At 46.8% G+C, this 12,201-nt stretch carries 11 protein-coding genes and 2 tRNA genes; 6 read left to right on the plus strand and 7 right to left on the minus strand.

Features of this window, described 5'->3' with window-relative positions:
• Nucleotides 1-23: 23 nt before the first annotated feature.
• Entirely contained in the window at nt 24-1,421 is a 1,398-nt protein-coding gene (locus ACT6NU_RS10055) for a T9SS type B sorting domain-containing protein (RefSeq protein WP_445381541.1), read from the plus strand.
• Nucleotides 1,422-1,471: 50 nt separating this feature from the next.
• Here the strand turns inward: ACT6NU_RS10055 and ACT6NU_RS10060 are convergent, their stop codons facing one another.
• Together ACT6NU_RS10060 and ACT6NU_RS10065 are read right to left on the minus strand one after the other, a co-directional pair.
• Nucleotides 1,472-2,980, minus strand: coding sequence for an OmpP1/FadL family transporter (locus ACT6NU_RS10060; protein WP_445381542.1), 1,509 nt, complete (start codon nt 2,978-2,980; stop codon nt 1,472-1,474).
• A 31-nt stretch (nt 2,981-3,011) separates the two neighbouring features.
• A complete protein-coding gene (locus ACT6NU_RS10065; protein ID WP_445381543.1) occupies nt 3,012-4,415 on the minus strand; it encodes a hypothetical protein in 1,404 nt (467 codons plus the stop codon).
• A gap of 97 nt (nt 4,416-4,512) precedes the next feature.
• Between ACT6NU_RS10065 and proS the strand changes: the two genes are divergently transcribed.
• The 4 genes from proS to rpsT all read left to right on the plus strand — a co-directional run bounded on the left by proS (nt 4,513) and on the right by rpsT (nt 6,562).
• On the plus strand, nt 4,513-5,988 hold the full coding sequence (proS, locus tag ACT6NU_RS10070; RefSeq protein WP_445381544.1) for a proline--tRNA ligase: 1,476 nt from the start codon (nt 4,513-4,515) through the stop codon (nt 5,986-5,988).
• Nucleotides 5,989-6,083: 95 nt separating this feature from the next.
• Nucleotides 6,084-6,155, plus strand: a tRNA-Glu gene (locus tag ACT6NU_RS10075).
• A gap of 46 nt (nt 6,156-6,201) precedes the next feature.
• Nucleotides 6,202-6,273: transfer RNA gene (locus tag ACT6NU_RS10080), tRNA-Glu, on the plus strand.
• Between the two features lie 37 nt (nt 6,274-6,310).
• Complete coding sequence (gene rpsT, locus ACT6NU_RS10085) at nt 6,311-6,562, plus strand: 30S ribosomal protein S20 (RefSeq protein WP_445381545.1); 252 nt, start codon at nt 6,311-6,313, stop codon at nt 6,560-6,562.
• An 85-nt stretch (nt 6,563-6,647) separates the two neighbouring features.
• Here the strand turns inward: rpsT and ACT6NU_RS10090 are convergent, their stop codons facing one another.
• From ACT6NU_RS10090 to rho, 3 genes are all read right to left on the minus strand, one after another.
• On the minus strand, nt 6,648-7,343 hold the full coding sequence (locus ACT6NU_RS10090) for a hypothetical protein (protein WP_445381546.1): 696 nt from the start codon (nt 7,341-7,343) through the stop codon (nt 6,648-6,650).
• Between the two features lie 13 nt (nt 7,344-7,356).
• Nucleotides 7,357-8,049, minus strand: coding sequence for a hypothetical protein (locus tag ACT6NU_RS10095; protein ID WP_445381547.1), 693 nt, complete (start codon nt 8,047-8,049; stop codon nt 7,357-7,359).
• 164 nt (nt 8,050-8,213) lie between these two features.
• Entirely contained in the window at nt 8,214-9,881 is a 1,668-nt protein-coding gene (rho, locus tag ACT6NU_RS10100) for a transcription termination factor Rho (RefSeq protein ID WP_445381548.1), read from the minus strand.
• A gap of 301 nt (nt 9,882-10,182) precedes the next feature.
• Here rho and ACT6NU_RS10105 point away from each other — a divergent pair, with 301 nt between their 5' ends.
• Nucleotides 10,183-10,593, plus strand: a complete 411-nt coding sequence (locus ACT6NU_RS10105) for a DUF4293 family protein (RefSeq protein ID WP_445381549.1) — start codon at nt 10,183-10,185, stop codon at nt 10,591-10,593.
• 177 nt (nt 10,594-10,770) lie between these two features.
• Here ACT6NU_RS10105 and ACT6NU_RS10110 read toward each other — a convergent pair whose 3' ends face one another.
• Nucleotides 10,771-11,811 (minus strand): adenylate/guanylate cyclase domain-containing protein, encoded by a 1,041-nt coding sequence (locus ACT6NU_RS10110; protein ID WP_445381550.1) that lies wholly within the window; start codon nt 11,809-11,811, stop codon nt 10,771-10,773.
• A complete protein-coding gene (locus ACT6NU_RS10115) occupies nt 11,811-12,185 on the minus strand; it encodes a response regulator (RefSeq protein WP_445381551.1) in 375 nt (124 codons plus the stop codon). Before ACT6NU_RS10115 ends, ACT6NU_RS10110 begins: the two co-directional genes overlap by 1 nt.
• Nucleotides 12,186-12,201 lie beyond the last annotated feature (16 nt).

Consider the following 12,201-nt stretch of genomic DNA (forward strand, 5'->3'; position numbering starts at 1 on the left):
CAGAAAATTGTACCCCTTAGCCTATGCGAACTTACCTTTTAGCAATATTTGGTTTGCTTCTATCATTTTCAGGCCTGCAAGCTCAGAATTCCGCAGACTGCCGCTCTGCCATCCCTGTTTGTGCAGATGCACCCATCCTTTCCTTTGCTGATGGAAGCGGAGATATAGATGATTTTGACCCGGATGTTATTCGTCAGTCGGGTTGTCTTGAAAAAGGGAGTATCAGTTCGGCAAATATCGAAAACAACACTTCCTGGTATGTGTTTCGGGCAGGCACCAACGGACAGATCGGCTTTGATATTGAAGCCCTCTCCGACACGGCCGAATGGGATTTTGCCCTTTATGGCCCTGATGTGGATTGCGGCGAAATCAGCAGCGGATCCGCCCAGCCCATACGCTGTAACTATGAAGTAAATGAAACCAGTTTTACGGGCTTGGGGGTAAATCCCGAAAATGGAGAGGAAGGCCGTCCATTTCTGAAGGGGAGCCAGAATACTTATGACGAATGGCTAAACGTTCAGCAGGGGGAAATTTACTACCTGCTAATCAATAATTACAACACCAATTTTGACGGGGACCCGGAACCCTTTTCACTTACTTTTACCGGATTCTCGGTAGATCAGAATCAGGATACCGCCCTGGACTGTACGCTGAGGGATGAATTCCTGGGCCTTGATATTGTGGCCTGTGAGGGAGATCCGGATATCGTTTTGTCGGCCCTGAATTCCCCGGCCGGACCGAATATCGCCAATGTGACCTGGTCCGTGGATTTCGATGATGACGGGACAATAGACCAGGTACTCGCCAGCGGCCCGGCAGAAACCACCCTTACCGTTGCCAGCCCTAACTCCGGCCGGTATTTCGTAAGCATAGAGACGACCCTTGCAACAACCATCACGGATGACATCCTGATTACTTTTTACGGCATCCCGGTTTTGGATCGGGTGGATATTCTTTCAGACCTTTCCGATAGCAACAACATAGAAATATTTGTACAGGGCGACGGGGATTACGAATACGCCATCAACGGAGGGGAATTCCAGGACGATGCTGTTTTCCGGGACGTACCTCCGGGGGAAAACACCCTGGTGATCAATGACAAAAACGGTTGCGGGACCACTGAACCCATTCCGTTCCTGGTGGTGGGCTATCCCAAGTTTTTTACCCCTAATGGAGACGGCATACACGATGCTTGGAATGTATTAGGGATTGAAACCCTTTCAGACCCTGTTATATTTATATTTGATCGTTACGGAAAATTACTCAAGCAAATAGATGAAACCAGCATAGGATGGGACGGGACCTATAACGGCCGGCCGATGCCTTCTTCTGACTATTGGTTCCGCATGGAATACAGCAGGGATGAAAACGGGGTGCTGGTGGCAAACCTATTGCGGTCTCACTTCTCATTAAAGCGTTGAATAAAAAAATCGGCCTGGAGCCGATTTTTTATTTCCTTTTTGACTTTCATTTAGAAATTCACGCTGTATCCCAGACTGACATAGCTGTTAACCTGGTTTACTTGCCCGGTACTCAGGCCGATGTCCAAAATGGGAACCCCCAAATCGCGTTCGGACCGTGTATAGGCCAGGTCAATCCGATTGGGTCCCCAGCTATAGCCAAACCCACCAGAATAAGCTTCCAGGTCACCCCAGCTCGGGTTGTCCGCATAAGGGCTGGATTCGAATCGATAGCCAGCTCTCAGGCTTACTCTGTCGATCCGGTATTCCCCCCCCAGGCGGAAGGTGGAGATAGCCCCCAATTGCTCAGATATAAACTGATTTTCTGAAGTAAAGCTTGGGTCTGATGCGGGCCGTAATTCTGCCTTGGACATATCCTGGTAGCTGTAATCAAAACTGATCAAACCTTCCTTGCCAAAAATCATTGCCAGGCTCCCCGTTAATTTTGAGGGGGTCCTTATGGTATATTCTTCGAACAGGTTTACACTGTTAAAATCGATGAAAGTTATGTCCGGGTTTTTATCGGCAAAATCCGTATCGATACGCTGTGCAAAATCGTCCGTTAAGTTGTACCAGGTTGGGGACTGGTAATTACCACCTACCCGAATATTGTCGCTTAACTTGGCGATAGCCCCCAGGCTGAAGGAGAACCCGGCACCTTCCGTATGCAGCCTGTTATCAAAATAGCTGCTTTGAATGGCTGAAGAAGGGTCGTATCCGTCTTCGTCCAGGGTCGTAAGCCTGTCAAATAATACGGAATGGATATTGATAGTGGCACCCAGGTACAGGTTTTCCTGATACTGCCCGGCAAAATTTAGCGTAAATTTACTGTTGTAGCCGGATGTCCTCTGTAAGTATTCCTGATTTACAGTATTGTAAGTGGCGTTTGAAAAATACTGGGTATTGTTATCGTCATCCGGGTCTTCCGGGTCTATAAACCCGGACTGGAAGCCAAGGAATGCCTGCTGGTCAGCAAAGCCAAGACTGGCCCCGATATCCAAATAGGCATCTTCTATTAATTCCCCCTGTTGTACACGGATCGGCCCAAGCGGGACGCCATTGGCAAAGGTCAGGAAATAATTATCGATTCCTACTGAGGTTGTTCCGCCAATGCGAATTTCATTGTCGAAATTCTGTACCATATCGTAGTTAACCGCAAGGGCTATTTTTTTCCAGGGAGATCCGTTGTTGCTTTTGAAAACAAATACGCCTCCAAGTTGGTTTAAGTCCAGATAATTCCTGTCTGAACTCCTGAAACCATTTCCCAGGAACGCTTCATTGTTGCGATTATAATGGCTTGCAGTGGCCGAGAAAAAACTATTGTTAAAAACTGCAGATCCTGCTGCATTGCTATTCAGGGCAGACAAATCTCCACCCAGGGCCCCAAAGGCACCGGCCATGGCCTGGTATCGGGCTGTTCCCTGGGTTTCCTCCAGACCGTACCGCAATACCTCGTTAATGCTCTGTGCACTACCGATAGTACATAATCCGAGCAGGATGAAAGTGCTTAAACGTTTCATTAGACTAGTTTTTTAAGTAAGAATTTGAAAATTATCCGCGTCCGCCTCTGCCTCCGGACCTTCCGCCAGACCGGCCACCAGAGCTTCTGCCACCTCCGCCGGAACTCCTCATACTTCCAGAGCTTCTGCTGCCTCCGCCGGAACTCCTCATACTTCCAGAGCTTCTGCCACCACCACCAGAACTTCGCATACTTCCAGAGCTCCTGCTGCGGCTTCCGGAACTTCTAAAAGATCCGGAGCGGGAAGACCGGTTGCCCGAGCTTCGGATGGCACCGCTCCTTGAAGACCTGCTGCCAGAACTCCTGTAAGACCGGTTACCACTGGATCGGTTAGGACTACTGTAAGTTCGGTTGGAGGGCCTTGCAGACGAATTGCCACGATATGTATTATTGGCGCGGTTGCCGTAACTTCTGGAGTTAGACCCACTGTAGCTACGATTATTTCCTGAATAGCTCCTGCTACTCCTGCTTGATCGGAACGCCCTGTTCCTGGCCGCTGCATCTGAATTGTAACGTCCGCTGGCGTAGCGATTATTCCGTGCACTCGCATAGCGGTTACTGCGTACATTGGAACTGCGATTGGCACCTCTGTTGAGATTGGATCGCCCGCTATTGGTGCGGTATCTGCTGCTATTATTGCTCCGGGCGCTGTAACGCGTTCCCCGGGTGTTGAAGTTGCTTCGGTTATAGTAACCCCTTCGTCCACGGGCAAAGGCATAGTTCCTGCTGTATGGATAGCCATAGCCCCAATTGTTCCAGCCCCAGTTATTCCAGCCCCAGCCGCCGTACCAATTGTTCCAGCCCCAGCCGCCGTACCAGTTATTCCAGCCCCAGCCGCCATACCAGGTATTCCAGCCCCAGCCATTCCAGGCCCAGTTGTTCCAGCCCCAGCGATTCCAGCCCCAGCGGTTCCAGCCCCAGTTGTTCCAGCCCCAGCCCCAGCCGCCGCCCCACCAGGGGTCATTCCAGTACCAGTTGTTCCAGCCACCTCCCCAGGTGTTGAGGTTGATGGTCACATTATCTCCACGGTCTCCCCAGCCAGGGTTTCCGGTGTAATTATTATTGTAATCGTTGAAGTAATCGCCTTCCAAATCCATGAGGCTGTCATTTTCAACTCCGCTGTAATAATCGTCTACATCTGTGAAAACTTCATTTTCCATGATTTGGTCCAGCTCCTCAGCGCGCTGCCCGAAGTATTCCTCATAGGTATTTTTGGGTTGCTGCTGTTGCTGCGGTTGCCGCTGTTGCTGCCGTGGCGCGTTTTGAGCGTAACGATAGTCCCGCACCGCTACCTCGTTTTGCCCCTGCCTTCCATAAATGCCATCATTATCGTAATAAGATGCCTGCTGATAGGAACCACAGGAGACGCCCAGCAATCCTAAAAGGCCTACCAGGGCGGTAAAACGTATTTTTTTGTGGGGTAATGAAAGTATCATCGATGCAAATTTATATTGTTGAACATACTAAAAATAGTTAGTTTTGACGAACTATTTTCGACTATAAAGGCACAAGTTTTGTGCCAAACTACTAAAGATGGGTAAAAATTTAACGAAACGGAGCGAGGATTATTCCAAATGGTACAACGAATTGGTAGTCCGGGCAGACCTGGCTGAAAATTCCGGAGTACGTGGCTGTATGGTCATCAAACCCTACGGTTATGCAATATGGGAAAAGATGCAGGCAGCCCTGGATAAGATGTTTAAGGAAACGGGCCATGAGAATGCCTATTTTCCCATTTTTATCCCGAAATCTTACCTGAGCAAAGAAGCGAGTCATGTAGAAGGCTTTGCCAAGGAATGTGCTGTAGTTACCCATTACCGTTTGAAAAATGCGGAGGATGGCAGTGGCATTGTGGTAGACGAAACCGCTAAACTGGAAGAAGAGCTGATTGTACGCCCTACTTCGGAAACCATTATCTGGGATACCTTTCGGAAATGGATACAATCCTACAGGGATCTGCCGCTACTTATCAACCAGTGGGCCAATGTAGTGCGCTGGGAAATGAGGACCCGCTTATTTCTCCGGACTGCTGAATTCCTCTGGCAGGAAGGGCATACAGCTCACGCCACAGAAGCCGAAGCTATTGCAGAGGCCGAAACCATCCTGGACATCTATACCAAATTTGCCGAGGCCCATATGGCCGTTCCTGTAATCAGGGGGACCAAAACTCCGGGCGAACGTTTTGCCGGAGCTATAGAAACCTATTGTATTGAGGCCCTGATGCAGGATGGAAAAGCCCTGCAAGCCGGAACCTCACATTTTCTGGGTCAGAATTTTGCAAAGGCATTCGATGTGAAATTTGCAAATAAGGAGGGTACACAAGATTACGTCTGGGCAACTTCCTGGGGGGTGTCAACCCGCCTGATGGGGGCGCTGGTCATGACCCACAGTGATGATAACGGCCTGGTGTTACCTCCAAAACTTGCCCCTATTCAGGTAGTCATTGTCCCTATTTACAAGGGTCTGGACCAACTGGAAGCCATCAGCGAAAAAATTGAGCCTCTTTTGAAAGAATTACGGGCAAAAGGGATATCGGTTAAGTTTGACAATCGGGATACGCACAAACCCGGATTTAAATTCAACGAATACGAACTAAAAGGAGTACCGGTAAGGCTGGCCATCGGGCAAAGGGACCTGGAGAACAACACCTTTGAAGTGGCCCGGCGGGATACGCTTGAAAAACAAACCATCCCGGCAGATAAGGTAGTAGGTCATATTGAAGGTCTGATGGAGGAAATACAGGATAATATTTATAAAAGGGCCGAGGAGTATCGGGATGCGCATATTACCGAGGTAGATTCCTACGAAGATTTCAAGAGGGTGCTGGAAGAAAAGGGCGGTTTTATTTCCGCCCACTGGGACGGTAGTGCCGAGACCGAAGAGCGGATCAAAGAGGAGACAAAAGCCACCATCCGGTGTATTCCACTGCAGCCTAAAAAAGAGGCAGGTACCTGCGTGGTAACGGGAAAACCTTCTCCTTTTCGGGTCCTTTTTGCCAAAGCCTATTAGTAGTCGAAAAAATCTCCTGGAGTTGTTGTTCGACTCAAAAATAATTGTATTTTTGCACCTGCCTAATTGAGATCTCAATAGAGCTTAACAGGTATGGCCCGTTCGTCTAGGGGTTAGGACGCCAGGTTTTCATCCTGGTAACAGGGGTTCGATTCCCCTACGGGCTACAAAAAGGGAATTAACCTTTGTAGGATCCCGTTTAATTGAAATAATGGCCCGTTCGTCTAGGGGTTAGGACGCCAGGTTTTCATCCTGGTAACAGGGGTTCGATTCCCCTACGGGCTACAAGTTGTATTACAAACAAGATAGTAAGAAGTAGATTATGGCAAATCACAAGTCAGCTTTAAAGAGAATCCGCAGAAATGAGGCTGTTCGTCTGCGCAACAGGTATCAGCACAAAACCACGCGTAACGCGATCAAGAAGTTGAGAAGCGAGACGGACAAGAAAAAAGCAGAGGCATTGTTACCTTCTGTGGTTAGTATGATTGACAAGCTTTCCAAGCGAAACATCATACATGCAAACAAAGCTGCCAACCTCAAGGGTAAACTGACGAAGCAGGTAGCTGGCCTGTAACTGGCTGTTACTTTTAAAAAAATAGCCCCCGGAGCCTTTGGTTTCGGGGGTTTTATTTTACTGCTCACTCAAACGAACGGGCCGCTTAGTTCTTCTGGTATCGCATCCGGAACATTCGTATAAGGCCCAGGCAGTAACACCCGTACATCAGGATAATGAGGCTTAGGGTGATACGGCGAGCCATCATCGCCTGCTCCACGGATGTAATCAAAGACACATGCTTAATTATTTTGATGGGAATATAGAGCGTGTAAAAAATAGCCATCCCCAGGCCTATCCAGGAAAGCAGGTCCCGATTTTGAAAATATACCCCTACCATACGCCGGTTTTGCCTGAAATACTCAAAAACACAATACAGCAATAAGAGCGCCCCGCAGATGTAACTGTAAAATTGGGGCTGGGTCAGAAAATCCTGCAATAAGGGGTTTGCCAGGGTAATCCCAACAAAGAGGATGCTTGCGTATTCGATGCGATTTTTAATTTTTTCAGATTCTATATAGGCCCTGAATACATAGAAGAAATACAGACAAAAGACAACATTGTACACGTTGTAAATGGGCGTATTGTAATTGTTGTAGATCTCGTTAAAGAAAAAGTCGTACTCATCGAAGGTGCGAATGATAAATCCCAGAAGTTCCGTAATAAGCGTGTAGCAGACAATAATCGGAAAAAACCTCAGGGGAGTATCGAAGTATTTCGGAAAACGCATTAACGATAATACCAGGGTAAGGGTATACACCGGTAAAAACGAATAATCCAGTAAAATATAAATGATATCCAAGGACCAGAAAGGCTTAGTTATAGGGTGGGGGCACCATCTGAGATTCATTCAGGATCAGGCTTCCTCCCAACTGAAATGGATTTGCCGGAGGTTTGGGTGACAACATGGGAACTAAGCTGGCTTCTGCAGCTTTCCGGTCTATTGCCTCACCGAAAAAGGCCTGAGCGGCATCTGCGGTTTGCAGGTCATCCCCAATCAGGATGGCCTCCGGCTTTTCCCCTTCCGAAATGGCATATGCGTATTCACGCCCCCCTTTTTTTACGGTTGGCATAAGCATAAAGGAACTCTGCCTTTTATGGACGTAACCCGGTTCATCAGGGTAATTTGCAAAATAGATACGGATGGTGGAGATACTGTCTCCCGTTTTTTTGGTTTCCTGTTCAATGTAGGCGAGGTATTGTTTTAGGGTTTTGTAATCGTAATAGCCGTAACGGGCCACATCAAACTTTTTGGGCGCTTCTTCCTGCATTTTTGGGTCCGCCATCCTCAGGTTGATGGAATCTTCGTATTTCCGTATCAGCGGTACCCGTCTGGTGGTATAGTTCCCATACAATTTCTGGGCTTTTTCCAGGCTGATAATTTGTCTGGGGGCTGGTACGGGTTCTGACTGTGATTCTGCACCTTTGGTTGCTTCATTACAGCTGAGTAACAGGCTGGCGGCAGCCAGAAAAAGGGTGATTTTTTGAAAGTAACTGATGTTTCTCATGGAATTGGTTTTCGCGATATTTATTTGTTTTGAGGGGAAACTGTACTAAAAATACTATAATAATTTTTATTTAGGACTACAGGCAGGCCGGAGCTTCGGGCAAGAAGGCATAAAAAAAGCCCGGTATTTAAAATATCGGGCTTTTGACTAATTTTTAATCAGTTTTACTGACTCATCGTCATCAGGAATTCTTCATTGGATTTGGTCTGCTTGATGCGCTGTTCCATGAATTCCATGGCTTCTATTGGGTTCATATCGGCCAGGTATTTACGCATAATCCACATGCGTTGTATGGTGTTTTCATCCAGCAATAGATCATCGCGACGCGTACTGGAAGAAATCAGGTCTATTGCAGGGAAAATTCGCCTGTTGCTGATCCTTCTGTCTAGTTGCAATTCCATGTTTCCGGTACCTTTGAATTCCTCAAAGATCACTTCATCCATTTTAGATCCGGTTTCGGTAAGTGCCGTGGCGATAATGGTTAACGAACCGCCATTTTCTATATTTCGGGCTGCACCAAAAAATCGCTTGGGTTTGTGAAGCGCATTGGCATCCACACCCCCACTTAAGACTTTCCCGGAAGCCGGTTGTACGGTGTTGTAGGCACGGGCCAGACGCGTAATGGAATCCAGAAGGATCACTACATCGTGGCCGCATTCTACCAGCCTTTTGGCTTTCTCCAGTACAATATTGGCTACCCTTACGTGCTCGGTGGCCTCTTTGTCAAAAGTTGAAGCAACCACTTCCCCGCGCACATTGCGCTGCATGTCGGTAACTTCTTCGGGACGCTCGTCTATCAGGAGAATGATCTGGTAAACTTCCGGATGGTTGGCCGCTATAGCGTTGGCCACATCTTTCAGCAACATGGTTTTACCGGTCTTGGGCTGGGAAACGATCATACCCCTTTGCCCTTTTCCGATAGGGGAGAAGAGGTCTATAATACGGGTGGAAATGGTACTTTGCCGTTCCGCCAGCTTAAATTTTTCCTTTGGGAACAAAGGGGTAAGGTGCTCAAAAGAAACCCTGTCCCTGACCACTTGCGGGTCAAGGCCATTTATTTTATTGACCTTAATAAGCGGGAAATATTTTTCGCCTTCTTTGGGAGGTCTAACATTTCCTAAAACCGTATCCCCTGTCTTCAGGCCGAATAATCGGATTTGCGACTGGGAAACATAAATATCGTCAGGAGAGGAGAGGTAGTTGTAATCTGAAGAGCGCAGAAACCCATAGCCGTCAGACATGATATCCAGTACACCTTCACTTTCAATAATACTGTCGAACTCGTATTCGGGTTGCTTGTATTTGTTTTTCAGGTCTTTGTCAAAATTGCTGCTTTTTTTATCGTGGCTGCTGCTCTTCTTGTCGTGCCCGCTGTGTTTGTTGCCATGATCTTTTTTACGCCCCTGATTTTTAGGGTTTGAATCCTGCTCCTTTCGGGCTGGGCGCTCGTCATTGCGTTTTTGTCTTGATTCCGGTTTGCTGGACTCTTGCTTACTGGAATCCGGTTTGCCGGAATCCTGGCTTTCTGATCGGGTGTCTTTTGTATCCTGCCCATTTTGTCTTTGAGCAGCTTTTGGCTGAGGACGGGAACCGGATCGGGGGTTTTTGTTCCTTTTTTGAGGGGTTTCTTTTGGCTCTGCTGCGGGGCTTTGCCCATCGGTTAATTCGGCCTTTTGTTCTTTAACTGCATTGGGGTTGCTGGCTTGCAGGTCCAGGATTTGGTAAACCAGATCTAATTTTTTAAGGCTTCTGTATTTAGGGACATTCAGGTTTTTAGCTATGTCCTGAAGCTCAGGGAGCTTCTTCGCCTTTAATTCGGAAATTTCAAACATGTAATGGTGAAAAAAGTTATACTTCTTGTATCGTTATCTAAAAAATTGAAGAAATGTTATTTGAATATTGCAGGAAAAGAGTTTTCCTTGTGGTGAGTGCTATAACGAATAACGAGGCAATATTACGAATAATTTTCCACATTCCTGCTTTTTGAAAGGAATTTAAGTAGCATATCTGAAGATAAGCCCTTAATAATGAATCGTTAAGTATTGCTTAATGGAGGCTTATAAAGTTTTATCGCCTTTGTTTACTTAAAATATAAAATCTCTTTATTTTTGCTAACCGCAATAAAGAGGTATTTTGATACAACGCATACAAACGCTTTACCTGCTTTTGGTAGCCCTGTTAACAGGGGTACTACCTTACTGGTTGCATTTATGGACGGAAGATTCCGGAACCCCAGTATATGCCAGTGATGAAATGGCCGTATCCCTTGCCTTTTACGCTGCAGCCCTGCTGGCTGTGGTATCTATATTGCGCTTTAAAAACAGAAAATCACAATTTGTATTGAATCGCTTCAATATCTTATTACAACTTTTTTTACTAGGATTTTTCGTGTATCGGGCCCTAAATTTATCCGGAGGGACGGCGGTCTCTGAGAAGGGTATTGGGATGCTGATTCCTGTTTTTTCTATCGTTTTACTGGTCCTGGCCAACAGGGCTATCAAAAAGGATGAAGATCTCGTAAAATCTGTGGATCGATTGCGATAAGCCTTATATCTTAGTAGTATTAGTGCGATGACCCCGTAGTGAGCTCTGCTCTACTTCGGGGTTTTGCATTTTTAGGGACAGGGTTGACATCCCGGGGAAAGCCCCCCTAAACCCCCCGGTTTAAAATTACTCTTCAAAGCTGAATGATGCATGCAGGGCCCATTCCATTTCCGGACTTTACTCCAGCACTTCATACAAGGTAACCGGCTTTGCCTTGTTCTTCAGTTCAAAATCGCCCAATTTTTTGCATTTAAAGGCCTCTTTGACCTGCAGGTAGCAGGCTTCTGATATTACAATCTGGTTTTCAGCGGCCAGCCCCTGCAGCCGGGCAGCTACATTCACGGTATCCCCGATTACGGTATAATCCAGCCTTTTCAGGCTGGCAGATCCGATATTTCCGGAAACCATCTCTCCGCTCTTGAGCCCGATTGAAACCTTGGGGCGGTAATCCGTCTGGGCATCCGATTCGGGAAACTGGTTTATTTTTGACCTTATGGACAGGGCGGTATCAATGGCCTTGTCCAGGTGGTAATCGCCCCGGAAAACAGCCATTACGGCATCTCCCATAAACTTGTCTACATAGCCTTCATGGGTAATGATCTCCCCTACCATCAAATCAAAATAGGCATTTAAAAGGGTCACCACCGTATCTGGCTCCGTTTCCTCGCTGATGGCCGTAAACCCGCATACATCAATGAACATTACGGTGGCTTCGATATTTTCGTTGGTCATGATGGTGTTTTCCACCTGTTGCCCGCCCATAAAGTTCAGCACGTTTTCATCTACGTACATCTTCAGGATGTTATTTTCCTTGATGGCTTTTAAGGTCTCCTTCAGCTGTCTTACATGTTTCAGGGTTTTCTCCATGGTGATGGTGAGGTCCTCAAAATTGATGGGCTTGGTTATAAAATCGTAAGCCCCACGGTTCATGGCCGTACGGATATTCTCCATGTCTCCGTAGGCAGAAACAATAACGGATTTTAGGAGCGGGTTTACCTCACTTAGCTTGGACAGCAGCGTAAGCCCGTCCATTTCCGGCATATTGATATCGCTCAGGACCAGGTCCGTATTGGGGTTAGCCTGTAATTTTTCCAATGCATCCATCCCATTGATTGCAAAAACAAATTCGTATTCATTCTCGCGGATTTGTTTTCTGAATTTTTGTTTGATGAGTACTTCCAGATCGGTCTCATCGTCTACCACTAATATTTTGGCCATCATGAGAGATTTAATAGTTTGTCTTTTAAAAGACTGAAATCCAAAGGCTTTGTCAGGAACTCATTGGCTCCCAGCCGGGCAGCTGTAGAACGGTTTTGCTCGTCCCCGTAGGCCGAAATCATCATTACCACCGGAGGGGGGTTATCATATTCCTTGCGGATTTTCTCCAGTAATTCCAGACCGCTCATCCCCGGCATATTGATATCCGATAAAATCAATACGGCTTCATGATCCATGGCATTGAGTTTTTTAAGGGCCTGTTCGCCTGAAAAGGCAAAAACGAATTCAATGACCTCCTTGCGGATTTCCTTGCGAAACCGTTGCTGGAAGAGTAATTGTACGTCTTTTTCGTCGTCTACTACCAATATTTTCATGGGTATTCTGGATTAT

The sequence above is a fragment of the Robiginitalea rubriflava genome (genome assembly GCF_052540725.1).

What these genes read in the sequence shown, in the direction of transcription:
- ACT6NU_RS10055 (WP_445381541.1), top strand. Translation starts at nt 24, where the DNA reads ATGCGAACTTACCTTTTAGCAATATTTGGTTTGCTTCTATCATTTTCA.
- ACT6NU_RS10060 (WP_445381542.1), bottom strand. Translation starts at nt 2,980, where the DNA reads ATGAAACGTTTAAGCACTTTCATCCTGCTCGGATTATGTACTATCGGT.
- ACT6NU_RS10065 (WP_445381543.1), bottom strand. Translation starts at nt 4,415, where the DNA reads ATGATACTTTCATTACCCCACAAAAAAATACGTTTTACCGCCCTGGTA.
- proS (WP_445381544.1), top strand. Translation starts at nt 4,513, where the DNA reads ATGGGTAAAAATTTAACGAAACGGAGCGAGGATTATTCCAAATGGTAC.
- rpsT (WP_445381545.1), top strand. Translation starts at nt 6,311, where the DNA reads ATGGCAAATCACAAGTCAGCTTTAAAGAGAATCCGCAGAAATGAGGCT.
- ACT6NU_RS10095 (WP_445381547.1), bottom strand. Translation starts at nt 8,049, where the DNA reads ATGAGAAACATCAGTTACTTTCAAAAAATCACCCTTTTTCTGGCTGCC.
- rho (WP_445381548.1), bottom strand. Translation starts at nt 9,881, where the DNA reads ATGTTTGAAATTTCCGAATTAAAGGCGAAGAAGCTCCCTGAGCTTCAG.
- ACT6NU_RS10110 (WP_445381550.1), bottom strand. Translation starts at nt 11,811, where the DNA reads ATGGCCAAAATATTAGTGGTAGACGATGAGACCGATCTGGAAGTACTC.
- ACT6NU_RS10115 (WP_445381551.1), bottom strand. Translation starts at nt 12,185, where the DNA reads ATGAAAATATTGGTAGTAGACGACGAAAAAGACGTACAATTACTCTTC.